27 protein-coding genes are annotated in these 25,369 nt (G+C 51.3%); 18 read left to right on the forward strand and 9 right to left on the reverse strand.

Annotated elements, in window-relative coordinates; all coding sequences use genetic code 11:
- The 10 genes from rplO to ACJJIJ_RS20805 all read left to right on the forward strand — a co-directional run bounded on the left by rplO (window position 1) and on the right by ACJJIJ_RS20805 (window position 6,449).
- Complete coding sequence (gene rplO, locus ACJJIJ_RS20760) at window positions 1-435, forward strand: 50S ribosomal protein L15 (RefSeq protein ID WP_020411403.1); 435 nt, start codon at window positions 1-3, stop codon at window positions 433-435.
- An 11-nt stretch (window positions 436-446) separates the two neighbouring features.
- Complete coding sequence (gene secY, locus ACJJIJ_RS20765) at window positions 447-1,793, forward strand: preprotein translocase subunit SecY (RefSeq protein ID WP_252084419.1); 1,347 nt, start codon at window positions 447-449, stop codon at window positions 1,791-1,793.
- Window positions 1,794-1,834: 41 nt separating this feature from the next.
- The gene (rpmJ, locus tag ACJJIJ_RS20770; protein WP_010133825.1) at window positions 1,835-1,951 is read left to right on the forward strand and encodes a 50S ribosomal protein L36; all 117 of its coding nucleotides are present in this window, start codon (window positions 1,835-1,837) and stop codon (window positions 1,949-1,951) included.
- Between the two features lie 348 nt (window positions 1,952-2,299).
- Window positions 2,300-2,656, forward strand: a complete 357-nt coding sequence (gene rpsM / locus ACJJIJ_RS20775) for a 30S ribosomal protein S13 (protein WP_152451165.1) — start codon at window positions 2,300-2,302, stop codon at window positions 2,654-2,656.
- An 87-nt stretch (window positions 2,657-2,743) separates the two neighbouring features.
- Window positions 2,744-3,133 (forward strand): 30S ribosomal protein S11, encoded by a 390-nt coding sequence (gene rpsK, locus ACJJIJ_RS20780; protein ID WP_020411406.1) that lies wholly within the window; start codon window positions 2,744-2,746, stop codon window positions 3,131-3,133.
- 15 nt (window positions 3,134-3,148) lie between these two features.
- A complete protein-coding gene (rpsD, locus tag ACJJIJ_RS20785) occupies window positions 3,149-3,769 on the forward strand; it encodes a 30S ribosomal protein S4 (RefSeq protein ID WP_108731669.1) in 621 nt (206 codons plus the stop codon).
- Window positions 3,770-3,813: 44 nt separating this feature from the next.
- Window positions 3,814-4,818, forward strand: coding sequence for a DNA-directed RNA polymerase subunit alpha (locus ACJJIJ_RS20790; protein WP_252084420.1), 1,005 nt, complete (start codon window positions 3,814-3,816; stop codon window positions 4,816-4,818).
- A gap of 123 nt (window positions 4,819-4,941) precedes the next feature.
- Window positions 4,942-5,328 (forward strand): 50S ribosomal protein L17, encoded by a 387-nt coding sequence (rplQ, locus tag ACJJIJ_RS20795; RefSeq protein WP_152451171.1) that lies wholly within the window; start codon window positions 4,942-4,944, stop codon window positions 5,326-5,328.
- A 72-nt stretch (window positions 5,329-5,400) separates the two neighbouring features.
- Window positions 5,401-5,655: a YeaC family protein gene (locus ACJJIJ_RS20800; RefSeq protein ID WP_444887953.1), complete on the forward strand. Its 255-nt coding sequence runs from the start codon at window positions 5,401-5,403 to the stop codon at window positions 5,653-5,655.
- Window positions 5,656-5,813: 158 nt separating this feature from the next.
- Window positions 5,814-6,449: a hypothetical protein gene (locus ACJJIJ_RS20805; protein ID WP_444887954.1), complete on the forward strand. Its 636-nt coding sequence runs from the start codon at window positions 5,814-5,816 to the stop codon at window positions 6,447-6,449.
- A 52-nt stretch (window positions 6,450-6,501) separates the two neighbouring features.
- On the opposite strand, the gene ACJJIJ_RS20810 is transcribed toward ACJJIJ_RS20805, so the two are convergent.
- From ACJJIJ_RS20810 to uvrA, 6 genes are all read right to left on the reverse strand, one after another.
- Window positions 6,502-7,956, reverse strand: coding sequence for a pectin acetylesterase-family hydrolase (locus ACJJIJ_RS20810; RefSeq protein WP_444887955.1), 1,455 nt, complete (start codon window positions 7,954-7,956; stop codon window positions 6,502-6,504).
- 406 nt (window positions 7,957-8,362) lie between these two features.
- Window positions 8,363-9,340, reverse strand: coding sequence for a 5-oxoprolinase subunit C family protein (locus ACJJIJ_RS20815; RefSeq protein WP_444903762.1), 978 nt, complete (start codon window positions 9,338-9,340; stop codon window positions 8,363-8,365).
- A 13-nt stretch (window positions 9,341-9,353) separates the two neighbouring features.
- Window positions 9,354-10,085, reverse strand: a complete 732-nt coding sequence (gene pxpB, locus ACJJIJ_RS20820) for a 5-oxoprolinase subunit PxpB (protein ID WP_444903763.1) — start codon at window positions 10,083-10,085, stop codon at window positions 9,354-9,356.
- Complete coding sequence (pxpA, locus tag ACJJIJ_RS20825; protein WP_444938307.1) at window positions 10,082-10,831, reverse strand: 5-oxoprolinase subunit PxpA; 750 nt, start codon at window positions 10,829-10,831, stop codon at window positions 10,082-10,084. Before pxpA ends, pxpB begins: the two co-directional genes overlap by 4 nt.
- Before the next feature lie 52 nt (window positions 10,832-10,883).
- On the reverse strand, window positions 10,884-11,486 hold the full coding sequence (locus tag ACJJIJ_RS20830) for a hypothetical protein (protein WP_444887959.1): 603 nt from the start codon (window positions 11,484-11,486) through the stop codon (window positions 10,884-10,886).
- Between the two features lie 169 nt (window positions 11,487-11,655).
- A complete protein-coding gene (gene uvrA / locus ACJJIJ_RS20835) occupies window positions 11,656-14,481 on the reverse strand; it encodes an excinuclease ABC subunit UvrA (protein WP_444883692.1) in 2,826 nt (941 codons plus the stop codon).
- 160 nt (window positions 14,482-14,641) lie between these two features.
- Between uvrA and ACJJIJ_RS20840 the strand changes: the two genes are divergently transcribed.
- The 4 genes from ACJJIJ_RS20840 (at window position 14,642) to ACJJIJ_RS20855 (ending at window position 18,932) form a co-directional block, all read left to right on the forward strand.
- Window positions 14,642-16,048, forward strand: a complete 1,407-nt coding sequence (locus ACJJIJ_RS20840) for a mannose-1-phosphate guanylyltransferase/mannose-6-phosphate isomerase (protein WP_444938308.1) — start codon at window positions 14,642-14,644, stop codon at window positions 16,046-16,048.
- A gap of 90 nt (window positions 16,049-16,138) precedes the next feature.
- Complete coding sequence (locus ACJJIJ_RS20845; RefSeq protein WP_252084430.1) at window positions 16,139-17,320, forward strand: MFS transporter; 1,182 nt, start codon at window positions 16,139-16,141, stop codon at window positions 17,318-17,320.
- 161 nt (window positions 17,321-17,481) lie between these two features.
- Window positions 17,482-18,069, forward strand: coding sequence for a single-stranded DNA-binding protein (ssb, locus tag ACJJIJ_RS20850; protein WP_252084431.1), 588 nt, complete (start codon window positions 17,482-17,484; stop codon window positions 18,067-18,069).
- A 14-nt stretch (window positions 18,070-18,083) separates the two neighbouring features.
- Window positions 18,084-18,932, forward strand: coding sequence for a sugar nucleotide-binding protein (locus tag ACJJIJ_RS20855; RefSeq protein ID WP_444938309.1), 849 nt, complete (start codon window positions 18,084-18,086; stop codon window positions 18,930-18,932).
- A gap of 66 nt (window positions 18,933-18,998) precedes the next feature.
- On the opposite strand, the gene fabB is transcribed toward ACJJIJ_RS20855, so the two are convergent.
- Both fabB and fabA read right to left on the reverse strand, forming a co-directional pair.
- On the reverse strand, window positions 18,999-20,222 hold the full coding sequence (gene fabB, locus ACJJIJ_RS20860; protein WP_444938310.1) for a beta-ketoacyl-ACP synthase I: 1,224 nt from the start codon (window positions 20,220-20,222) through the stop codon (window positions 18,999-19,001).
- Window positions 20,223-20,287: 65 nt separating this feature from the next.
- Window positions 20,288-20,812 (reverse strand): 3-hydroxyacyl-[acyl-carrier-protein] dehydratase FabA, encoded by a 525-nt coding sequence (fabA, locus tag ACJJIJ_RS20865; RefSeq protein WP_252084434.1) that lies wholly within the window; start codon window positions 20,810-20,812, stop codon window positions 20,288-20,290.
- A gap of 276 nt (window positions 20,813-21,088) precedes the next feature.
- On the opposite strand from fabA, the gene galU reads away from it, so the two are divergent.
- Window positions 21,089-21,937, forward strand: a complete 849-nt coding sequence (gene galU, locus ACJJIJ_RS20870; protein WP_252084435.1) for a UTP--glucose-1-phosphate uridylyltransferase GalU — start codon at window positions 21,089-21,091, stop codon at window positions 21,935-21,937.
- The gene (locus ACJJIJ_RS20875) at window positions 21,938-23,287 is read left to right on the forward strand and encodes a phosphohexomutase domain-containing protein (RefSeq protein WP_444938311.1); all 1,350 of its coding nucleotides are present in this window, start codon (window positions 21,938-21,940) and stop codon (window positions 23,285-23,287) included.
- Between the two features lie 142 nt (window positions 23,288-23,429).
- On the opposite strand, the gene ispB is transcribed toward ACJJIJ_RS20875, so the two are convergent.
- The gene (gene ispB / locus ACJJIJ_RS20880) at window positions 23,430-24,392 is read right to left on the reverse strand and encodes an octaprenyl diphosphate synthase (RefSeq protein WP_252084437.1); all 963 of its coding nucleotides are present in this window, start codon (window positions 24,390-24,392) and stop codon (window positions 23,430-23,432) included.
- A gap of 247 nt (window positions 24,393-24,639) precedes the next feature.
- Between ispB and rplU the strand changes: the two genes are divergently transcribed.
- Both rplU and rpmA read left to right on the forward strand, forming a co-directional pair.
- Window positions 24,640-24,951 (forward strand): 50S ribosomal protein L21, encoded by a 312-nt coding sequence (gene rplU / locus ACJJIJ_RS20885; RefSeq protein ID WP_252084438.1) that lies wholly within the window; start codon window positions 24,640-24,642, stop codon window positions 24,949-24,951.
- Window positions 24,952-24,968: 17 nt separating this feature from the next.
- Window positions 24,969-25,226: a 50S ribosomal protein L27 gene (rpmA, locus tag ACJJIJ_RS20890; protein ID WP_067086922.1), complete on the forward strand. Its 258-nt coding sequence runs from the start codon at window positions 24,969-24,971 to the stop codon at window positions 25,224-25,226.
- Window positions 25,227-25,369: the final 143 nt, after the last annotated feature.

Genomic DNA, 25,369 nt, shown 5'->3' on the forward strand with positions numbered 1-25,369 from the left:
ATGCGTTTGAATGACCTGTCTCCCGCACAAGGCCACAAGCACAGCGCCAAGCGCGTTGGCCGTGGTATTGGTAGTGGTTTAGGTAAGACCGGTGGCCGCGGCCACAAAGGTCAAAAAGCGCGTTCCGGCGGCAGCGTTCGTCCGGGCTTCGAAGGCGGTCAGATGCCTTTGCAGAAGCGTCTGCCTAAGTACGGTTTCACCGCTCGTGTTTCTCGCTTCACCGCAGAAGTACGTCTGGCAGAGCTGGCCAAGGTAGAAAGTGACGTAATCGATTTGGCAGCGCTGAAGAATGCCGATATCATCGGCAGCCATATTAAACGCGCCAAAGTGTTTCTCTCAGGCGAGCTGACTAAAGCTGTAACCGTAAAGGGGCTGGGAGTGACCAAAGGTGCAAAGGCGGCTATCGAAGCTGCTGGCGGTAAAATAGAAGACTAATCGAGGCGCCAATGGCACGACCAGGATCCGGTGGAAATCCCCTGGGCAACAGCAAGGGATTGGGTGAGCTCTGGGCTCGCCTTCGTTTTCTGTTTCTAGCGATACTTGTTTATCGTTTGGGAACACACATTCCGGTGCCCGGCATTGATCCGGAAAAGCTGTCAAACATGTTTAGCCAGAACCAGGGAACCATCCTTGGTCTGTTTAACATGTTTTCAGGCGGCGCCCTGGAACGGATGAGTATTCTGGCTTTGGGCATCATGCCCTACATCTCCGCATCCATCATTATGCAATTGATGAGTGCGGTGACTCCCTCTCTGGAAGCGTTGAAGAAAGAAGGGGAGGCCGGAAGGCGTAAGATCAACCAGTACACCCGTTATCTGACGGTGGTGTTGGCCCTGATTCAGGGTATCGGCATGGCCTTCGGGTTGGCAGGGCAAAATCTGGCTTACTCACCTGAGCCTGCGTTTGGTTTTTACTTTGTGGCGGTAACGTCACTGGTGACCGGTGCCGTATTCATGATGTGGCTCGGTGAGCAGATCACTGAGCGCGGTGTGGGCAACGGCATTTCCATGCTGATTTTTGCCGGTATCGTTGCTGGGTTACCCGGCGCTATCGGACAGGCGTTTGAGCAGGCCCGACAGGGTGAGTTGCATATTCTTATGCTGCTTATCATCGGTGTTATCGCTTTAGCTGTGGTGTTCTTTGTTGTAGTAATGGAGCGCGGTCAGCGCCGAATTACGATCAACCACGCCAGACGACAAGCCGGTCGCTACTCCGCAGCTCCGGCTGCGCAGGCGAGCCACCTGCCTCTGAAGGTGAATATGGCCGGTGTTATCCCGGTGATCTTCGCCAGCAGTATCCTGCTATTCCCAGCGACGCTGGCACAGTGGTTTGGACAAGGTGGTGAAGGTGTCGGTGCCCAGATTCTGCAGTGGATGGCATTGCAGCTGGGGCCAGGGCAGCCGCTGAACATTATTCTGTTCGCACTGCTGATTGGTTTCTTCTGTTTCTTCTATACGGCGTTGATGTTCAACCCGAATGAAGTTGCAGATAACCTGAAAAAGTCTGGTGCCTATGTACCTGGTATTCGTCCAGGTGAGCAGACAGCCCGCTATATCGATAGTGTGTTGACCCGACTCACTCTGGTAGGTGCTGTGTATATCGCACTGGTATCCCTGCTGCCGCAGTTCCTGGTGGTTGGGTTTAATGTTCCCTTCTATCTGGGGGGTACCTCATTGCTGATCGTTGTAGTAGTAGTGATGGACTTTATGGCACAGGTACAATCGCATCTGTTGTCACACCAGTACGAAGGCTTGATGAAAAAAGCGAACCTGCAAAGCTACGGTCGTCGCTAGTGCGTCACCTGCTCGCAGTTTGATTGAATTGAGGTAAGGTCATGAAAGTACGCGCTTCTGTAAAAAAGATCTGCCGTAACTGCAAAATCGTGCGTCGCAAGGGCGTTCTGCGGGTAATCTGCAGCGCTGAGCCACGTCACAAGCAGCGTCAAGGCTAATAGGGGCCAGCCCCTTACAGAGAGCGTCCGTTGGGCGCCTCTGTAAAAGCTGGAAAAATTCGCTATTTGTTACAGCCCCGTAATGAATGGCAACACCATAAAGAATTTCTTTATGGTGGGAGGTCAGCCTAAAGGTTGGACCTCCGCTAGGGGGCGTTGACTGTCGTCCACATCCGCTGCGGGAGGCCGTGGTGGGCGTGGGCTATTGCAATTTGGTGTCTGAAAAGCTATTCTTGCGCGCCTTTTTGGTGGCGCCGTCGGTTTTTTAGTCGCTGTCAGCGCCGAAATCAAAGTAGAGTCACATACTTAATATAAAGCAGTGGCTCCCAATACGTGGAGTACGCCTCTATGGCACGTATTGCTGGTGTCAATGTACCAGACCACAAGCACGCCGTGATCTCCCTGACCCACATTTATGGGGTAGGTCTTACTACGGCTAAGTCTATTTTGGCAGCGGTTGGTATCGCTGAATCCACCAAAATCCGCGACCTGTCTGAAGAGCAGATCGAAACCATCCGCGGTGAAGTTGCAAAGCTTACCGTAGAAGGCGACCTGCGCCGTGAAGTATCCATGAACATCAAGCGTTTGATGGACCTGGGTTGCTATCGCGGTCTGCGTCACCGTCGCAGCTTGCCGCTGCGTGGTCAGCGCACCAAGACCAATGCTCGTACCCGTAAGGGTCCGCGCAAGCCGATTCGCAAGTAAGCCTTAACTAAGGCGCGAAATCGCGGTTCAAGATGCCCCGGCCGGCTAATCGCCGAGGGGATTTGATACAGGATTTAGGATACTGGTATGGCTAAGCCAAAAACTACTGTTCGCAAAAAGGTCAAAAAGACCGTTGTCGACGGTATTGCCCACATCCACGCATCGTTCAACAACACGATCGTGACGATCACTGATCGCCAGGGTAATACCCTCAGCTGGGCCACCGCAGGTGGATCTGGCTTCCGTGGCTCACGTAAGAGCACCCCGTTTGCAGCCCAGGTTGCCGCTGAGCGCGCAGGTACTGCAGCTCAGGAATACGGCCTGAAAAACCTCGACGTAGAAGTGAAGGGCCCTGGCCCCGGTCGCGAATCCGCTGTTCGCGCACTGAACAACTGCGGCTACAAAATCACCAACATCACCGACGTGACGCCTATCCCGCATAACGGATGTCGTCCGCCCAAGAAACGTCGCGTGTAAGAGGGGGCTGATAGAATGGCACGTTATATTGGACCAAAATGTAAACTGTCCCGTCGTGAAGGGACTGACCTGCAGCTGAAGAGTGGTGTACGTCCGCACGACTCCAAGTGTCGCGCAGAATCTAAGCCCGGTCAGCATGGCGCTGGTCGCGGCCGTCTGTCCGACTACGGCATCCAGCTGCGTGAAAAGCAAAAAGTTCGTCGTATCTACGGCGTACTGGAAAAGCAGTTCCGTAACTACTATAAGGAAGCAGCACGTCTGAAGGGCGCTACAGGTGAAAACCTGCTGCAACTTCTCGAGCAGCGTCTGGACAACGTGGTTTACCGCATGGGCTTCGGCTCAACTCGCTCTGAAGCGCGTCAGCTGGTTTCCCACAAAGCAATTCTTGTAAACGGCACTACCGTTAATATCCCTTCTTTCCAAGTTAAAGAAGGCGACGTTATCGCTGTACGTGAGAAAGCCAAGAAGCAGCTGCGTATCCAGAATTCCGTTTCCCTCGCTGCCCAGCGTGGCGATGTCGAGTGGGTAGACGTAAACGCGAGCAAACTGGAAGGCACTTTTAAGCGCACTCCGGATCGTGTCGATCTGCCGGCAGAGATCAACGAAAACCTTATTGTGGAACTGTACTCCAAGTAACAATTAGTCCACTTTAAGGAATGCAACTGTAAACAGGTATGGCTATGCAGACTGCTGTCAACGAGTTTTTGACACCGCGTCGTATTGACGTCACCGAGTACAATCCGAATCACGCCAAAGTGGTTCTGGAGCCCCTGGAGCGTGGTTTCGGCCACACTCTTGGCAATGCGCTGCGTCGCATCCTGCTGTCCTCCATGCCGGGCTGCGCCGTCACCGAAGTAGAAATCGACGGTGTCGAGCACGAGTACAGCGCGATTGAAGGTGTGCAAGAAGATGTTATTGAAATCTTGCTCAACCTGAAAGAAATCGCGGTTGTTATGCACGGCAAAGATCAGGCGGTATTAAGCCTGAGCAAGAAGGGCCCGGGTGCAGTGACCGCTGGAGATATCCAGGTAGATCACGATATCGAGATTGTGAATCCTGAACACGTGATTGCCAATATCACAGGTGATGTAGAACTCAACCTGCGACTCACTGTTGCGCGTGGGCGTGGTTATCAGCCCGCCGACGCTCGCCGTGATGAGGAAGAGGAAAGCCGCGCGATTGGCCGTCTGCAGCTGGACGCATCTTACAGCCCGGTTCGCCGTGTATCTTACAGCGTGGAAAGCGCGCGTGTAGAGCAGCGTACCGATCTGGATAAGCTGGTTTTGGACCTGGAGACCAATGGTACTCTGGACCCAGAAGAAGCTATTCGTCGTGCAGCCACTATTCTGCAGCAACAGCTGGCAGTATTTGTGGACCTGGAAGGCGAGAAAGATGCGCAACCGAAGGCGGAAGAGCCCGAAGTTGATCCAGTATTGCTGCGCCCGGTTGACGACCTGGAACTCACCGTACGTTCGGCTAACTGTCTGAAAGCGGAAAACATCTACTACATCGGTGACCTGATTCAGCGCACTGAAGTAGAGCTGCTGAAGACTCCGAACCTTGGCAAGAAGTCTCTGACTGAAATCAAGGATGTACTGGCTTCCCGTGGTTTGTCACTGGGTATGCGTCTGGAAAACTGGCCACCGGCCAGCCTTAAAGGCGATAGCAAATTAAGCCCCCTGTAAGCATTTGGTAGTCGCGGCGATGTCGCGACTAGTAGAAAGAACCCGAGCGGTGCCACAGCTTAGCGCGACACCGCTCCAGAACGACCTGCTGAGACAGCAACTGTGGTCGTAAGGAATTGAGTCATGCGTCATCGCTATAGTGGCCGTAAATTCAGCCGTACCAGCGCTCACCGCAAGGCCATGTTCAAGAACATGACCGCTTCTCTGGTAGAGCACGAACTGATCAAAACTACACTGCCAAAAGCCAAGGAGCTGCGTCGCGTCGCCGAGCCGCTGATTACCCTGGCTAAGAAAGACAGTGTTGCCAACCGTCGTCTGGCTTTCGCTCGTATCCGTGATAAGGATGCTGTGCGCAAGTTGTTCGATGAGCTGGGTCCTCGTTACGAAGCCCGTCCAGGTGGATATATCCGTATCCTGAAGTGTGGTTTCCGCGCTGGTGACAAAGCACCGATGGCTTACGTTGAACTGGTGGATCGTCCACAAGTTGAAGACGAAGCTGCTGAAGCATAAGTTGCACTAGCAATTTTGCTACGGAAGGCCGGTCATAGACCGGCCTTTTTTGTATATACGGGAGAATTTTGTATGTCTTTTGAGCAGTTGTTAAATAATTTGAACCCGCAAATTGTTGCCAGCCTGCGGCGAGCAATTGAGTTGGGTAAATGGCCCAATGGTGTTGTGATTACTGCAGAGCAACGTAGTCTCTGTGCAGAGGCGGTTGCCAGCTGGGAGGCCCAAAATCTGCCTAAAGAGCAGCAGCTAGGCTATGTCGCACCAAAGACCTCCAAAGACCCCTGTTCTGCTAAAAAAGGTGATGAACAACCTTTGAGCTGGGTATAAGTCGCTTTAGCTGATTCTCTTACTTTCCAGCTGTTTAATAGATATTGGCGCATATCTCTTCAGCTGGGACGCCCTTCCCATTCATCCCCCCGCTTTTCTCTGCTTATATAGTTACCGACATAACGAAATATAAATTTAAATTTGCTCGGTAATTGGATATGAAAAAACTGATATTGCTTGCCGGTGCAGTAAGCCTAGCTGTTGTCGGCATTGATCATTACGATATTAATGTCAAAGAAAGTGTGGCGAGAGTGCAACAGTTTGTGCAGCCATTAAAGGAAAATAATGGGTTGGCACAGGATATCTCTGAAAAAATACCTTGGTCAGAGCTGGATACAACGGAGATGGTGGAACTACTGGACCATCCTAGGGTGAAGGCCTATCTCGATCGTGAGAAGTTAAAGCAGGAGTTAAAAGATTACTTTGCCGACCTTGGGAACTTATCCAGTGCTGAGGCCTGGGACGCAATTGAGCAGGTGGAGAGTGAGAAACGAGTAACGGGTTATGAAGCACTGTCGATGAAACTAGCCTGGTTAGAAAAAAATAGCCTTAACGAAGCCGATTTCAAGCAGCGCGCCGAAGAACTTTTTAATATTTATCGAGAAAAGGCTCAGTCAGTGATCAGCCGCTATGACCCACATACTCAAGTGCCAGGCTTCTCTACCTATAAAGATCTAGAGCGCTCTATTGTTGAAGAGGTTCAGCAAATGACATCTTTTCCCAATGGAATGAATAAGCAAGAATATTTGCGACAACGCTTACAGGAAGCTCGGGAAACAGTGTACGGTAGCTAATCAAATAACAGTGCTGCTGTTAGTCAGCAGCACTGTCTTCCGCTTAGCTCTCTTACATAAATAAGCCAATCAAGTCATAGAACCAATTACTGTTGTTATCAAAGTCAGATACTTTATCTGTCTCATAGGCGCGAATCATTCCACCACCGTTGTGGTTCACGATGTTGTTTAGGAAGTCCTCTAACTCCAATCCATGCTCAGCAATTTCACCGTACTTGAGGTCAATAATAGTGGTGCAGTGGCTCTCATTTAGGTTGCGAAACATTGGGAAGTAGTAGCCCCAATTACTGGTTTGATCCAAGAGTGGTATTAGATTTTCATGGGTGTCCTTTTGCCAGCGCTGGCGTAGTTTATCTAAACGAGAGTTGGCATCTGGGTCGTTGTAAATATCTTCGTAGAAGCGCTCATAGGAGTATGAAGAAAAGTTACCATCCGCCAGGAAGTGCGTGATACCCAGGCGATCTGTAGGGAATTTATCTGACAGTGCGCGGTATATCGAAGCCAACTGATTGCTGTCAAATCCTGGAGTAAAAGATTTTATCGCATTAATAGGGTTCTCTTCATTGGGATCCCCATCAGTTGTATAAGTAGTCCAGGAATGAAGCACTTCGTTGTGTAACGGTAAGGATGGGTATTGAGTGTTGTTTTCACTGTCCAGAGGCGCTTTGTAAAGCGGGCCGGAATCATCTATCAGATAGCCGTATTCGACATCCATATCCTCACGAAGCTTCGTGTAATTTAACAGAGCCCCTACGCTGCCTGCACTGCAACCAGCGGCAAGCATTTGCTTGGGTTTCTGCAAATTATTCTTTACCCATGAGGTTACTGCCTGCACATTGCGCAGGCCATTATGATGCCAAATTAGATCCGAATTCTGTCCAGTCTTATCCTTATATATCTCTGTCTTATCACCAACATAAATATCACCAGTGCAGTATGGAACGTAAACCATGTTCCACTCGCCAGTTTTATACTGGTTGTAAGGATGGTGAGTATAAATAAGGGGTGAAACACCTGCGGTAGTGAGATTATCGAAATTTGTGAAATCTAGGAGGTGTACATTACTGAGATAGTCATCAGGGATGCCATTAGGGTTGCGTGCCCCGCGAATACCAGCCTGGCCGGAGCAGCTTTCGTAGTCCCAACAGGCACCGCCACCTTCAAAATAAAAAATGGTATTGCTGGTATCGGGCACCCGATAAACAAAAAATTTATAGGGGGAGCCATTGCCACACATGGCGCCGGTACTGGCAGGAACATCTACTTTTTGCCAAGTATTAAAATCTTTAGGCTCGAAGTCATCGTTAAAGCTTGGGTCGTGCATGGTCAGAGGATACATCCCCTGAGCTTGCTGGGTAGAGACCGGTGCATCAGCGTTGGGAGGGTCAAAGAGGTGTTTGAGGGTTTTCCAAAAATTGTAATCACCTGGTTCTGCTTGTGCATATGAGGTGATAAGGAGTGAGCTGGCAATAAATGCCATAGTTAAACCACGGAGAATTTTTATCATTATTAATCCCCTTCCGGTAATTGGTGTTTTCTCTCTGGACCAGGCCGCATCGCGAACACAAGTTGTAGAAAATAACGTCACTTCAACGCTTGCAGTTAGCTAAGTAGGACACTCGTCCAAATCGCGCTTTAGGTAAAACCCAAGAAGACTAGTTAATAATGGACTTTTGGTCTAGCTAAAGACTAATTAAAACTACTAAGTCATGCTGGACCAATTGGTCTGACAGATTTCGTGAAAAATATTTTATTAAGTTTGGAGTGTCGATGGTTTTTGGAGTGCGCGTTGGTTGGTTTGGATAAATATTGCTTAGTCACAATGTGTGACCAGGCTGCTACATAAGGGGGCGACTTTCGTAGTTTAATTGTTTTTCTTACATAAAGTGAAAAACGTTAACCTAAGCCTTGCTTTAGAGGATGAAAGACTCATTATTTTCTGGTGCTAGATTATTTTTAAGGTTCTCAAGATACTTCATTTTTTTTAATAGTATCTCTCTTGCCTGTGCTTGATTGACTAGTTGAAAATTAATTTTATCCTGAGCCTTGAGTTGTCCTAATCTATGCAGGTCGGCTCGAATGATATGGGCAATACGAGGATATCCGCCGATAGTTTGCCCCTCAATAAAAGAAATAATGGGTTCGCCATTGTTAGGTATCTGAATACTGCCTGGGTAAAGTCCGGAGGAAATCATTTCATCCGAACTGTCCGTAATAGCTTTAGAGTCTACAATGATTGATGGGGATAGGCGAATCCCCATACGATTGCTCTGGGCGGATACTTGAAAGGTTTTTCTAAAAAAATTATTTAATGTTAACTCTGTAAATCGCTTTTTTTCTGGTCCGTAGATGACTCTCAAAAGTGGTCGAGATTGATAGCAGGGTTGTAGGCTTCGATCTATGTGAGCGGATTTTGCGATGCGAATATTTTTCAAATGAAAGCGTTCTTCGTAACTGATAGCCTTTCCTTTGTTGCCTCCAAAGTGACTGATTAAGTGTGTTGATACGCTGTTGAAAGCCTGGGGGGTAGAAATTTTGGCGGATAAGCCAATATATGCTCTGGTGCCACTTAGTAGTCGACCAAATTCTAAAATATCTCCCCGCTTAACTTTGATGACCTTGTAATTTTCTACAGTTATTTTATTTAACAGAACATTGAATTGTGCTCCTGTGATAGCTATTGAGATATCACATTCGAACCTAATAACTGGACCAGTTAACGTTAATTCCAATACAGGGTTGTTAAGGCAGTTACCCAATAGCAGATTGGCAAGTTGCATGGACAGGATGTCGGCTGCGCCTCCTTGGGGAATTCCACAGTGCATTAGACCTGGGCGTCCAAAGTCTTGAATGCTTGTTTGTAGTCCTGGACGAATAAAATAGATACTCATAGTTAGATCAGTTTCACATTATAGACTGATGAATATCGTCAAATTCTGCTTGATTGATCGAATAGAACTTAATGATATCTAATGGATCTGCAATAAATGGATGGCTGCTGTAGGGTTGGAATAATTGAATGGGAGTCTGGCCGATAATTTGCCACCCTCCTGGTGTGGCCTGTGGGTAAACTCCTGTTTGGCTGCCGCCGATGCCAACAGCTCCTGCAGGAATGCGCACCCGTGGATTTTTTTTGCGAGGACATTCCAGTCTAGGGTTGAGACCGCCGAGATACAAAAATCCGGGAGTAAAGCCCAACATATGTACGAGATAAGAGGGTGCTGTATGCAGCTTAATAATTTCTTTGCTGGATAAGCCAGTGTGTTTGCTCAATATTGAAATATCTGGAGCAAAAATTGATTCATAGCACACAGGAATGCGAATAGTACGGGGTTTTCGTGAGATGTTTTTGTGGGCTTTAAGGAAGTCTTGAATTGATTGTTGAACTTTCTGTGAGAGCATCTCGCTATCAGATATAGCAGGGTTAAAAATTAGTGTCAGACATTGATAGGCAGGAATTAATTCAATAAAGTTATTAGGATTTTTGTTAAGGAGATATTCTTTAAGCCCAATAATATGACGGCTAAGGTTTTCACTTGGCTCTGAGTTGAAGCGGATATCTAACGCACTATCTCCATTTGGGTAAACACTAAAATGGAGCTTAGTTGAGTGGTTTCTTTGTTTGGAGGATGTCACGATTGTATGTTCAGGCCATGATGTTGTAGGTGCTTGACTAGTGCTTTTGCGATTTTTAGAGCGGCAGGATTGTCACCATGTAAACAAATCGTATCCACAGAGAATTTCAGCGGTGTGCCATAATAGCTTGTGAAGTCTGTACCCTTTGCCAATGCGACAGCTCGTTCTAGGCAGTTTTCAATATTATTTAGCACTGAGCCAGGTAGATTACGTGGGGCCAATTTTTCTTTGTTTAAGTAGTGCCTATCTATAAAACCCTCCCGATAAAAGGTGCACTGCTTCTCTATTGCCACAGACTCCATCGCACCGTTGGCTAAACCGATAATTTTCAGAGAGGGATACTCTTTGGCGAAGAGTGAGATAATTTCTTTAGCGAGTAACCTATCTGCTTCGGCATCGTTATATAAAGCGCCATGTAGTTTAACGTGATCCAGCAGTATACCTGCTTCAGTAGTCAGGGATTGCAGCTGATCGAGCTGTTGAAATAAGGAATCAAGTAATAGATTTATTGGGAGTTTGACAGACTTTCTTCCAAAATTTTCCCGGTCAGGATAGCCGGGGTGCGCTCCAATTTTTAAATGATGTTTTTGTGCGTTGAGAATGGAAAGGCGCATAATGTCCCGGTTTCCTGCGTGAGCGCCACAGGCGATATTGCAGCGGGAAATAAAGGGCATGATTTGCGTGTCCCTAATACAGCTTTTTAGATCGCTACCTTCACCCAGGTCACAGTTGATGTCTATGCGCATAATATCAGTCCCTTCGACTTACACTCATCTTTAGGCCTAAACTATTTCATTTTCAACTTGTAGGGCAAGACTTCACCTCTGAAGAAATTTGCACACCTTTTGATTCATAGCAGTCGCCCAGAGGTGAGCAAAAACATGCTTTCACTTCAATGTCATTTCTTAATGCATTTAACTTTGTCCAAAGTGGTTCATTGGCGGCTGTTCTTTGAAGTGTCAAGAATTTTAGGGAGAAATGTGAAGCGATAATGGCTTGTTCCAATATTACTGTGTTTAAGCCACTCCTTGCCGCGAGAGTACTTTCTCCTTTATTTTCTAGATCGTGAATCGTCTGATATAAATTTTTTTCTTCTTTGTGGCAGCAAGAGGTTAGAAACGCTTCAAGGTCTGAGTAAGTCTTATCATGATAAGTGAACTCTAGAGACTTCAGGATTGCGGGTCCCGAGCCGGCGTTATGTAATGAGAAAATTATAGTTGGTTTTTGTGTCGCTCCATCAAAGTTTCCTTGGTCAAATTTAACCACAGGCATAGTCATAACTCGGACTTGTTTATTTGCGGCCTTGGCTTGCAGATAAGTGGCATAAAAAGAGGCTATAGAAATTAAAATTGCGCATAATGCAATTATTAAGTTGAGCCTTTCTTTATTGAGAAAATTCATTTATTTAGGTCTTTAAAAGGTAAGGGGAGTCTTCGAGTAATTCACAGAGGCACTTCTCTTGCTTCAGGGGGAGCCCCCTGAAGCAAGACAAAATACTCAGAGTCTTTTAAGAGCAGCATAGAGATTTGCCAGAAAAGTGCCGAGGGGGCCAAGCGCTCTGGCCATCAATTTATCCAAGCATGGGTTTAAGGAAACGGCCGGTATGAGAAACTTTCATTTCTGCCACATCCTCTGGAGTCCCTGCTGCAATAATCTGTCCTCCACCGGAGCCGCCTTCCGGGCCTAAGTCCACAATCCAGTCGGCAGTTTTAATGACGTCTAGATTGTGTTCGATAACCACGATGGTATTGCCGTGATCGCGCAGGCGATGCAAGACATCCAGTAATAATTGGATGTCGGCAAAATGCAGGCCAGTGGTGGGCTCGTCAAGGATATACAGGGTTTGGCCGGTGTCGCGCTTGGACAGTTCACGAGAGAGTTTTACTCGCTGCGCTTCGCCGCCGGAAAGTGTGGTGGCCGCCTGGCCAAGTTTGATATAGGAGAGACCGACATCCATCAAGGTTTGTAATTTCTTGGCAATTGCGGGCACGGGGTCAAAAAACTCTCGCGCATCTTCCACTGTCATTTCCAATACCTCGTGGATATTTTTGCCTTTGTAATGTACTTCCAGAGTTTCGCGGTTGTACCGTTTACCATGGCAGGTGTCGCAGGGCACATAGATATCCGGTAGAAAATGCATTTCGACTTTGATCACACCGTCGCCCTGACAAGCCTCACAGCGACCGCCTTTTACATTAAAGCTGAAACGGCCTGGCTTGTAGCCACGTGAGCGCGCTTCCTGGGTACCGGCAAATAGCTCTCGAATCGGGGTAAAAATACCTGTGTAGGTGGCCGGATTAGACCTTGGGGTGCGACCTATAGGGCTCTGATCGATATCCACACATTTATCGAAATGCTCTAACCCATGAACGGACTCATATGGGGAGGCCTTCAAGGTGGTGGCTTTATTGAGTGCTGTGGCAGCAAGAGGGTAGAGGGTGGTATTGATTAGGGTAGATTTACCAGAGCCCGAGACACCAGTGACACAGGTAAAGAGGCCTACGGGGATTTCCAGGTCTACGTTTTGCAAATTGTTGCCGCTGGCACCTTCGAGGCGCAGCATATAGTCCTCGTTGGGGATATAGCGCTCTTCCGGTACAGCAATTTTCTTTTTTCCGGACAGGTACTGTCCGGTGAGAGATTTTTTACATTTGGTGATTTTATCCGCGGTACCAGCCGCGACTACTTCGCCACCGTGAACACCGGCACCGGGGCCTATATCGACAATAAAGTCGGCACTGCGGATAGCGTCCTCATCGTGCTCAACGACAATGACTGTGTTACCGATATCGCGTAGATGGGTAAGAGTGTTAAGTAGGCGTTCGTTGTCCCGTTGGTGTAAGCCAATAGAAGGCTCGTCGAGGATATACATTACGCCCACCAGGCCGGCCCCGATCTGGCTGGCCAGGCGAATCCGCTGTGCCTCACCGCCAGATAGAGTTTCTGCGCTGCGATTCAGAGTTAGGTAGTTGAGCCCCACATCTACCAGGAAGCGAAAGCGATCGCGCAGCTCTTTAAGAATTTTATCGGCAATTTCTTTTTGGGCACCTCTGAAGGTCAGCTCGTGATCAAAATAGTTGAAAGCATCGCCGACGGGCAGCTCGGTAATCTGTGCCAGGGTACGATTGTCCACAAAGACATGACGGGCCTCGCGACGCAGTCGGGTGCCATGGCACTCAGGGCATTTTTGTGTGCTCAGGTATTTGGCCAGTTCTTCGCGTACAGATTGGGATTCGGTGTCCCGATAACGGCGTTGGAAGTTGGGAATAATGCCCTCGAAAGTGTGCTGCCGCACGGTAACATCGCCGCGATCATTCACATAGCTGAAGTCGATTTCCTCATCGCCGCTGCCCTGTAAAATGATCTTGCGGTGCCCCTTGCGTAGTTTCTTCCAGGGTTTGTCCAGATCGAAGCCGTAGTGCTCGGCGAGGGAGTCGAGCATGTGATAGTAGTAGATGTTGCGTCTGTCCCAACCGCGAATAGCACCCTCGGAGATGCTGCTCTCTGGGTCGAGAATCACCTTATCCTCGTCAAAGAACTGCTTAACCCCCAGGCCGTCGCAACTGGGGCAGGCGCCGGCCGGGTTGTTGAAGGAAAACAGGCGCGGTTCCAGTTCGTCCAGTGAATAGTCACAGACGGGGCAGGCGTGGCGTGCGGAAAAAAGTCGGTCTTCCTGGTCACCATCCATAAAACTGATGGAAGCGATGCCATCGGTGAGATTCAAAGCAGTTTCGAAGGACTCCGCCAGGCGTAACTGCAGGTCATCGCGCACCTTAAAGCGGTCTACCACAACCTCTACGGTGTGCTTGCGTCGCTTGTCCAGCTTGGGCGTGTCGTCCAGATCACAGATAACGCCATCGATACGTGCTCGAACGAAGCCGTCACGGCGCAGCTGTTCAAATACATGCTGGTGCTCGCCCTTGCGGTCGCGTACTACGGGTGCCAGTAGCATCAGCTTAGTGCTCTCCGGCAGGGTCAGTACCTGATCCACCATCTGGCTCACGGTCTGGGCCTGTAGCGGTTCGTCGTGTTCCGGGCAGCGCGGTTCGCCGACACGGGCGAACAACAGTCTGAGGTAGTCGTAAATCTCAGTAATGGTGCCCACGGTGGAGCGCGGGTTGTGGGAGGTGGACTTCTGCTCAATGGAGATGGCCGGCGACAGTCCCTCAACAGTATCCACATCCGGCTTTTCCATCATCGATAGGAATTGCCGTGCATAGGTGGACAGGGATTCCACATAGCGGCGCTGGCCTTCAGCGTAAAGGGTGTCAAAGGCCAGGGAGGATTTACCGGAACCAGACAGTCCGGTTATCACGATCAGCTTGTCGCGGGGGATGTCCAGATCGATATTTTTCAGGTTGTGGGTGCGAGCACCCCTCACATAAATCGTGTCCACGCTCTACCTATATTGCTGCTAATACTGGGCCGGGCCACGGACTTGCTCCGCACGGGGCGATCACAACTGCGGTGCCGGGAAAACAGCCGAGTATAAACTCGCGACCCAATGTGCCAAAATCGTCTACCGCAAAAAACCAACCGATGAACAGATAGCGCTGATGATCCCTGTAATTCTTTGTGGCGGCACTGGCTCGCGCCTGTGGCCACTGTCCCGGGAAACCTACCCAAAGCAATTTTTGCCGCTAACAGGTGAAGAAACCATGTTGCAGGCCACCGCGAGGCGGTTGGAAGGCGTGGCACAGCTACAGGCTCCGATTTTAGTGTGCAATGAGGAGCATCGCTTTGCTGCAGCGGAGCAGTTGCGCGAGATTGGTCACGGTGCCCAAGCTATTTTGCTAGAGCCCTGTGCGCGCAATACGGCACCCGCTATCGCTCTGGCGGCCCTAGCTGCGCTTGAATCTGGTAAAGACCCCCTGTTACTGATACTGCCGGCGGACCACGCGGTGGCCGATGTGGCGGCCTTTCAGGAGGCACTCAAGCCTGCCCGGGCCTTGGCTGAGCAGGGACATTTGGTGACTTTTGGTATTGTTCCGACAAGAGCTGAGACCGGTTACGGTTATATCCGCCGCGGAGAAGGGCTTTCTGCTGGTGCCTGGGCAGTCGCAGAATTTGTTGAAAAGCCTGATGCCGAGACAGCTGAGTCCTATCTGGCCGATGGCGGTTATTCCTGGAATAGCGGTATGTTCCTATTCCGCGCTTCCCGTTATCTGGAGGAACTGGGCCAGCATCGAGAGGATATTCTCGGTGCCTGTCGCACAGCCTATGAGCAGGCCGCTCGAGATATCGACTTTACCCGGGTGGATAGAGAGGCCTTCGCCGCTTGTGCCGATGAATCTGTGGATTATGCGGTTATGGAGCCTACGGAGTCGGCGGCTGTAGTGCCTATGGATGCTGGCTGGAGCGATGTGGGCTCCTGGCTGGGTTTGTGGGAGCTGGCCGAGCGGGATGACGACGACAACCTGCTGCAAGGAGATGTGCTGCAGGAAGACAGCAGCGGTTGCCTTGTGCGTGCGGAGAGTCGCTTGGTCAGTTTACTCGGTGTAGAGGACCTGGTGGTGGTGGATACCGACGACGCCCTGCTGATTGCTGACAAACAGCGGGTTCAGGAGGTGAAAAAACTGGTGGGGAGCCTCAAGCGCTCCGGCCGCAGTGAGGCCCAGCGACACCGCAAGGTGTATAGACCTTGGGGCTACTACGACTCTATCGATGCGGGTCCGCGTTTTCAGGTAAAACGCATCGTGGTTAAGCCTGGACAACAGCTTTCACTGCAGATGCACCACCACCGCGCGGAGCACTGGATTGTGGTGCGTGGCACCGCAAGGGTGACCCGCGGTGATGAAGAGCTGCTGGTTACCGAGAATCAATCTACCTATATCCCCCTGGGGGTTACGCACCGGTTGGAAAATCCCGGCACCATCCCTCTGGAGCTGATCGAGGTGCAGTCCGGCAGCTACCTGGGCGAGGACGATATAGTCCGTTTCGATGACGACTATGGTCGAGGCTAGATCTCCGCGAAAGTTGTACTGCTCCCACTACAGCCTGGCGCTCACTCGCTGTACAATGCGCGCCCACTTTGACGCTGTTCCGGGAGCTGCATGAATTCTATTGAGCGCCGAGCCCTGGGTGGGCTGGCTTCCCTTTATGTGTTTCGCATGCTCGGCCTGTTTATGGTGCTGCCGGTGCTCACGGTGTACGGTGAAGGCTATCGTGATAGCACTCCGATGCTGCTGGGGTTGGCCATGGGTGCCTACGGTTTGAGTCAGGCCTTATTGCAGATTCCGCTGGGACTTCTGTCTGATCGCTGGGGCCGAAAACCCGTAATTTATACCGGCCTAGCGCTATTCGCCCTAGGCAGTATCGTCGCTGCTCAGACAGATTCCGTATATGGGCTGATTGTCGGCCGGGTGTTACAGGGGTGTGGAGCGATCGCTGCCGCAGTGATGGCGCTGGTGGCTGATTTGACCCGGGATGAGAAGCGCGGCATTGCCATGGCCGTGATCGGGGCCTCGATCGGTGTGGCCTTTATGTTGGCGGTAATACTGGGCCCGGCACTCGCGGGTGTTGGCGGACTGCCGGCCATTTTCTGGCTGACAGCAGTACTGGCCGTACTCGGCATGTTGCTGGTATGGCGGGTGGTGCCAACACCTCAAGTAGCAAAGCGCCCTGCGGTATTTAAGGGCGGTTTCCGCAAAGTATTGGGTAGTGGCCTGACCTGGCGCCTGGTCAGCGGGGCCTTCTTTTCTCACTTACTATTGACGGCGCTGTTTGTGGCATTGCCACTGGTGCTAGTCGATCGCCTGGATTGGCCGGCGGATGAGCACTGGAAACTTTATGGTCCACTAATGCTGGGCACCTTTATCATTATGCTGCCCTTAATGCGAATGGCCGAGCGCACTGGCAAAGTGCCGCTTGCGCTGAACCTGGCGGCGCTAGCTCTGGTTGCTGGCAGCGCGGCGTTACTGCCGATGAATGGAACAATAACAGTTGTACTGCTGCTGAGTATTTTCTTTGTGGGCTTCAATCTGTTGGAGGCCCTGCTGCCGGCCCAGTTGACTCGCAAAGCCCCGGAGGATGCCCGTGGGGCAGCTTCGGGTCTGTATGCGACGCTACAGTTTTTTGGCACCTTTGTCGGCGGTAGTCTGGGCGGATATCTGTATGGACTCGGTGGCACCAGTGCTGTAGCGGGGCTCGGTTTTGCTGTAGTGGCAATTTGGATACTGCTTTGGTGGGCTCTGCGCGAGCGGCTCTCCGACATCCGTGAGGGTAGCGCTTACTAACAGTGGGTGTCTGTTGTATGCTGCTGTATAAAAATACACTGTCTGCAGCTGTAAGTGGCTGCGTGCTTACATACTCAGAGTACGAGTGAAACCGTACCTGAAATTTAATATTGAATGATTAGTGCTCCGGGTGGGACCCGGGTCGAAGAGAGGAGAGGGCCATGGCCAGGGGTATCAACAAAGTAATCTTAATTGGCAATCTGGGTAATGACCCGGAAACCAAATATATGCCGAGCGGTGGTGCGGTTACCAATATCAGCTTAGCCACCAGCGAGAGCTGGAAGGATAAGCAGACTGGCCAGCAGCAGGAGCGCACTGAATGGCACCGCGTAGTATTTTTCAACCGCTTGGCAGAGATTGCCGGTGAGTATTTACGTAAAGGTGCAAAGGTCTATGTAGAAGGTTCGCTGCGCACGCGTAAATGGCAGGATAAGAATACTGGTCAGGATCGCTACACTACGGAGATTGTTGCCAGCGAAATGCAAATGCTGGATGGTCGCGGAGAGCAGGGCGGTTTCGGTCAGGGTATGGGCGGTGCCGCAATGGGTGCGGCAGGTGCAGCTATGGGGAGCCAGATGGGCGGTCAGCAAGGCGGTTACGAACAGCAGGGCGGTTTCCAGCAAGGTGGCTATCAGCAGGGTAATCAGGGGCGCCCGGCTCCCAGTAACCAACAGCAACCTGCGCAGCAGCAAAGCCAGGGCCCTGCCGGTGGTTTTGATAATAGCTTTGACGACGATATCCCCTTCTAAAACAGGCCTGTCCTGTGTCTGATCTACATACCGGATATAAGCCGGATCGGGTTGCGCTAATTCGCGCCGGAAACGATATCGATAGCGCGCTGCAGAAACGCCTGCAGCGTGCTGGTTTCCGTATACAGCTGCTTGCACCCGCAGAACTCGATAAGTTGCGCCCCGCCTCTATTGTCATTAATGCGTCGGCATGCGCGGATGACCAGGGTATGCCGGAAGCCCTAGAGATTGCTGAGTCATTGGCACAGTGCTCCTGTCAGCATGTTATTCACCTCTCTTCCTATGCGGTCTTTGCCGGTGGTGAACCGAGGAAATACGACGAGGATGAGGTAGCTGCACCTCAATCTCACAGTGGGCGGCAATGGCTGGCTTGTGAGGAAGCCTTATCAGAATTTGAGAATCTGACAGTTCTGCGTTTTGGCTGGATGGTGGATAGCAATCCGGATGCTCTGCTGGGGCGGGTGTTACGGGGTTTTGTGACGGGTGAGCCGGTCACACTGGATGGCTGTAATAGCGGTAACCCGGTCACGGCCCTGGATCTGGCTCGTGTTGCAGTTGCAGTGGCGCAGCAACTAGCCAGTGGTGCTGAGGCTAGAGGGATCTATCACTACGGCAGCTCGGATGACTGTACTGCGGTGGAGTTTGCCCTTGAGGTTGTGGAGCGAGCCCAGTCACTCTACGACGAGGGCAGGTTCGCACAATTCAGCGCACTGGAAACCGGGCCGGACCAGAACCGGGGGGTGGTGTTGGCCTGTGGTAAGTTGCGCGATGTCTTTGGCATACAGCAGCATAGCTGGCGTCAAGGTCTCACTAGGCAGGTGGAGCTGTGGCTGGAGCGTCTGGACGCGGAGATGCAGGAATAGCTCTATAAGCGATTATAAAAAGGGCGCCACATTGGCGCCCTTTTTATTTGGATCAAGATAACGGCTTTAAACTTTATCGAAAATTAGGCAAGCGTTGGTACCACCGAAACCAAAGCTGTTGGACATGGCACGCTTAATCTCGCACTCGCGCAATTCAGTGACTAGATCCATCCCTTCCGCTTCTGGGTCCCGGTGCTCCACATTGGCGGAAGCGGCAATAAAGTTATTTTGCATCATTAGCAGACTGTAGATGGCCTCCTGCACGCCGGCAGCGCCGAGGGAGTGTCCGGTTAGAGACTTGGTGGAGGCAAATGCGGGCACTTTGCCGGCAAAGACTTCGCTCATGGCTTTTAGCTCAGCGATATCGCCGACCGGGGTTGAGGTGCCGTGGGTGTTGATGTAGTCCACACCGCCTTGCAGCCCATTGCCATCCATGCCCGCTAGGGCTTGCTGCATGCAGCGCACTGCGCCTTCTCCACTCGGGGCCACCATATCGTATCCATCAGAAGTTGCGCCGTAGCCAGTGAGTTCGGCGTAAATGGTTGCGCCGCGGGCGAGTGCATGGTCCATTTCTTCCAGAATCAGACAGCCACCACCACCGGCGATAACAAAACCATCCCGATCGGCATCGTAGGGGCGTGAGGCCTTAGTGGGGTCGTCGTTAAACTTGCTCGATAGGGCGCCCATGGCGTCGAACAGGTGCGTGAGACTCCAGGCCAGTTCCTCACCGCCACCGGCGAAGACAATATCCTGTTTGCCCATCTGAATCAGTTCGGCACCGTTGCCGATGCAGTGGGCACTTGTGGCACAGGCGGAGGAGATGCTGTAGTTCACACCTTTGATTTTATAGGGTGTGGATAAGCAGGCTGAAACGGTGCTGTTCATCACCTGGGGAACTCGGTAGGCGCCGACACGGCGAACCCCCTTTTCCTTGAGCGTGTGTGCGGCATCAATAATATTTTGGGTGGAGGTGCCGCCGGAACCCATCACAATGCCGGTTCGAGGGTTGGAGATGTCTTTCTCCTCCAAGCCGGACATTTCGATTGCCTCTCGCATGGCGATGTAAGCATAGGCGGCAGCATCTCCCATAAAGCGCAGTTGCTTGCGGTCTATATGTTCTTTGAAATCGATATCCACAGGGCCTGCAACCTGGCTACGCAGGCCTAGCTCTTTGTACTCCTCCTGGAAGCGGATACCGCTGCGGCCTGCTCTTAGTGAATCGGTAACTTCTTTTGTATTGGTACCGATACAGGATGTGATGCCCATCCCGGTAATGACTACCCGACGCATAGTGATCTCCAACAGTACTTGGTAGTAAAGGCCTTTAAAGTTTTGCCCGCCTGAGCTTTATAAAGTTAAAAGTTATCAGTACGAGTAAATAAACCAACGCGAAGGTCTTTTGCAGTGTAGATTTCACGCCCATCCACTGACACAGTACCATCGCCAATACCCATAACCAGCTTTCGTTCAACAAGCCGACTCAATTGAATGTGGTAGGTTACCTTCTTGCTGGTAGGTAAAATTTGACCGGTAAACTTTACCTCCCCACAGCCGAGGGCACGGCCATGCCCGGGATTACCCTTCCAGGCCAAAAAGTAGCCTAGGAGCTGCCACATGGCATCGAGCCCCAAGCACCCGGGCATTACCGGGTCACCGGGAAAGTGGCAATCAAAAAACCAGAGGTCGGGGTGTATATCCAGCTCGGCGATGACTTCACCCTTATCATATGCTCCCCCCTCTTTTGATATATGGGTGATACGGTCCAACATCAGCATGTTGGGGGCGGGCAATTGTGCGTTGCCTGGACCAAACATCTCTCCGCTGGAGCAGGTCAGTAGCTCCTCTCTGTTGTAGCTACTTTTTTGAACAAAATTACTCATCTTCTCCCCGGCTTTGGGTGGTTACGCAACTCATGTTGAGCGTTTTTGTAAGAGCGGGCATTCTAAGCGCTGTGTGTCGCTTGTCCAGTCAGTCAAAATTATTTTTGTGACTGTCGTAGTAATTACCTTCACAACATCTTATATGATCATTTGTGTAGAGCGCTGACACATTGAGGGAATTTGACGCCATCCTTTGTAAGTGAACTCTCTTTTTAGCTATGTTAGGTTCCCGCCGGGAGCGGGGGAGCGCTCGTTTTAAGTTCATGGGGGAGCATAATGCTCAAAAAATGTTTATTCCCGGTTGCCGGTTACGGCACCCGTTTCCTGCCAGCCACCAAGGCGATGCCGAAGGAAATGTTGCCATTGGTGAACAAGCCGTTGGTGCAGTATGGGGTAGAAGAGGCCATCGAAGCCGGCCTGACAGAGATAGGTTTCGTTACTGGGCGCGGTAAGCGCGCTATTGAGGACCACTTCGATACCAATTACGAGCTGGAGCACCAAATTGCCGGGACAGGTAAAGAGCGCTATTTGGACTCTGTTCGGAAGGTGATTGACAGTGCCAGCTTTTCTTATACCCGCCAAGGTGAAATGCGTGGTTTGGGCGATGCGATATTACAGGGACGCCGCCTAGTAGGGGATGAGCCATTTGGGGTAGTTTTGGCGGATGACCTGTGTCTGAATAATGACCTTGGTGTACTTTCGCAGATGGTGCAGCTTTACAAGCAGTTTCGCTGCAGCATTGTGGCCGTCGAAGAAGTGCCTATGGAGCAGATTCATAAATTCGGTGTGATTGCCGGCAATGAAATCAAGCCGGGCCTATACCAGGTAACGGATATGGTGGAAAAGCCGGCCGCTGAAGATGCGCCAAGCAATAAGGCAATCATAGGCCGCTATATTCTCACTCCAGATATTTTTGATCTCATCCGCGATACCCCGCCGGGCAAAAATGGAGAAGTGCAAATTACCGATGCGTTGCTGACCCAGGCGCGCCAGGGCTGTGTTCTTGCTTACGCTTTTAAGGGGCGGCGCTTTGACTGTGGCTCTGTGGAAGGGTTTATTGAGGCCACTAACCACGTCTTTGAAAGTGTGTATCTGCCGGAACAGGCCGCCGAGGAGAAAAAATAAGTGTCAGAGCTGACCTGCTTTAAAGCCTATGATTTGCGTGGCCGCGTGCCTGATGAGCTGAATACCGAAGTGGCTTATCGGGTGGGACGGGCATTTGCCCAATTTCTGGGGGCGAAACGTGTTGTGGTTGGTCATGATATTCGAGTTACCAGTGGTGAGCTGACGGATGCCCTGGTGAACGGTTTGCGCGACGCTGGTACCGATGTCTTCCACATTGGTGAATGCGGCACCGAAGAAGTGTATTTCGCTACTTTCCATGGTGATTTTGATGGCGGTATCTGTGTTACCGCCAGCCATAACCCCATGAATTACAATGGCATGAAGTTTGTTCGCGCGGGTAGTAGGCCGATTAGTGGGGATACCGGGTTATTGGAAGTCAAGCGCCTGGCAGAGGAAAACAACTTTGCTCCTGTTGCAGAGCGCGGTGAACTGCAGAGCTTTGAGCACAGGCCGGCTTTTGTTGAGCACTTACTGGGTTATGTTGATAGTAAAGCGCTGAAGCCTTTGAAGCTGGTAGTGAATGCGGGCAATGGTGGTGCAGGTGCAGTTGTCGATGCGCTAGCCCCTCACTTGCCTTTTGAGTTTGTGCGGGTTCACCATCAGCCAGATGGGAATTTCCCCAACGGTATCCCCAACCCAATCCTACCGGAAAACCGTGCCTCTACTGCAGAGGCGGTGCGTGAGAGTGGCGCCGACTTTGGTATTGCCTGGGATGGAGATTTTGACCGCTGTTTTTTCTTCGATGAAAACGGTGATTTTATCGAGGGCTACTATGTGGTCGGCCTGCTTGCCGAGGCCTTTCTGGTCAAGCACAAAGGCGCCAAAGTGGTCCACGATCCGCGCCTGCTGTGGAATACGGAAGCTATTGTGCGTGCTGCTGGGGGTGAGCCGGTTCAAAGTAAAACTGGCCATGCCTTTATCAAGGAGCGCATGCGTAAAGAAGATGCCATTTATGGTGGTGAGATGAGTGCACACCATTATTTCCGTGGCTTCGCCTACTGCGATAGTGGCATGATCCCCTGGTTGTTGGTGGCGGAGCTGGTCAGTCGAAGCGGTAAGACTCTGTCCCAGTTGGTCGGGGAGCGCATGGCGGCTTTCCCTTGCTCGGGTGAGATCAACTCCAAGGTGCAGGATGCGGCAGCGGTTATTAAAGCTGCAGAGGAAAAGTATGGTGCAGATGCACTCAGTGTCGAGCATGTGGATGGCCTGAGCGTGGCTTATGCCGAGTGGCGCTTTAATTTACGCATGTCCAATACTGAACCCGTGATTCGCCTCAATGTTGAGTCCCGCGGGGATAAGGCTTTGATGCGTGAGAAGACCGAAGAGCTACTAAAGCTGATTCGTTCGTGATTTCCTGATCAGCTCTGGATAGGCTTCATGCGCTGCCACCTTGAAATTAAAAAAGCCCCATTTTATGGGGCTTTTTTAATGGGTGCTGGTTTACGACATCTGGCCTTCTCGTATCTAGGGATAGGACGATACTCCGAGCTTGCTAGACATTTCTCTCCACGGCAAAGCTAGCTAGTTGTTGTAGTGCGGTTTTTTGATCACTCTCGGGTAGGAAATCCAACTGAGCTTTGGCATCCTCCACGGCAGCGCGGGCCCGCTCCATGGTGTAATCCAGTGCTCCGCAGGCCTCAATAGCCTCGACAATTTCTACCAGTTTTGCTGCACTGCGCTGTTCAATCGCCTCCTTTACCAGAGCCACCTGGTTTTGGCTGCCATTGGCCATGGTGTAGATCAGGGGAAGTGTGGGCTTGCCCTCCGCAAGATCGTCGCCGACATTTTTGCCTAGTTCTTCCGGGTTGCCTCGATAATCCAGGGCGTCATCCACCAGCTGGAATGCGAGGCCTAAATGGCGTCCATACAGTTTCAGGGCATTTTGTTCCTCGGCGGAACAGTCGGCCAAAACGGCGGCGGTCTCACAGGCCGCTTCGAACAACGCTCCGGTTTTCTTATAAATTACACTGAAGTAGTTTTCTTCGCTGACCTCTGGGTCGCCGGCGTTTACCAGCTGCTGTACTTCACCTTCGGCAATGGTATTGGTGGTATCAGAAAGGATTGCCATGATGCGCATGTCCTGTAGGGCAATCATCATCTGGAAGGCACGGGAGTATAGAAAGTCTCCCACCAGGACGCTGGGTGCATTGCCCCATTTGGCATTGGCGGTAAGGCGGCCGCGGCGCATATCGGAGGTGTCCACCACATCATCGTGTAGCAGGGTGGCGGTGTGGATAAATTCGATAATGGTGGCCAGATCAATATGGCCCTCATCTTGGTAGTTGCAGGCCCTGGCACATAGCAGCACCAGCAGGGGTCGCAGGCGTTTGCCGCCGGCCTCAACCAAGTAGTGGCCTATATTTTCCACCAGGGGGACATCCGAGTGCAGTTGGTCGAGAATACGCTGGTTGACCGCGGCAAAGTCTTCGGCGGCGACCCGGTGAAAAGGCAGCATTTGAGAGTTCCTTAATACGACTAGACAGGCGCCCCCGAAGGCTCGGGCGGCAGAGGGCCGCTATTGTATCAACCCGGCGAATTGATTAGAATCTGCGCCCCGTCGATTGCGGGCTCCGCGGCTTTACTGTTGCTGGTGCCGCCGGCGAAATAGATGTTAAACAACACGGCGCAAGCTCCCGAAATGCGGAGCAGTGACTCGATAGTCCTCCCGCTGCTTCGTGTCGTCCATACCGGAGCATAGAAATATGTACGCTGTTATTGAGAGCGGTGGTAAGCAACACCGTGTAGAAGAAGGCGAAGTACTTCGCCTGGAAAAGCTGGAAGTAGCTACTGGCGAAACCATCGATTTCGACAAAGTGCTGATGGTCGTTGATGGCGACAAAATCAACATCGGCGCTCCCGTTGTAGACGGCGCTAAAGTATCTGCTGAAGTGGTAAGCCACGGCCGCGGCGAGAAAGTGAAGATCATCAAATTCCGCCGTCGTAAGCACTCCATGAAGCGCCAGGGCCACCGTCAGTGGTACACCGAAGTTAAAATCACTGGCATCAAGGCATAAGAGAGGAGTAACGACTCATGGCACATAAGAAAGCTGGCGGTAGTACGCGAAATGGTCGCGATTCCGAGAGTAAACGCCTGGGCGTGAAGCGCTTTGGCGGCCAAGCTGTAGCGGCAGGCAACATCATCGTTCGTCAACGTGGCACCAAGTTCCACGCTGGTGTTAACGTTGGTATGGGCAAAGATCACACCCTGTTCGCCACTGCGGACGGCGTTGTGAAGTTTGAAGTTAAAGGCCCCAACAACCGCAAGTTCGTTTCTATCGAAACTGCTTAAGCGGTCGCAAGCCCTAGCTTCATAAAAAGCCCCGCTATTGCGGGGCTTTTTTGTTGGGGCAGCCCTAATAGAGGGTGGTGGGAAGTTGGGGCGGCAGATGCCTGCGAGTGGCGGCTTGTCGGCTGGTATGATGAATATGATGG

It is taken from the genome of Microbulbifer mixtoriginis (SeqCode), from assembly GCF_052467945.1.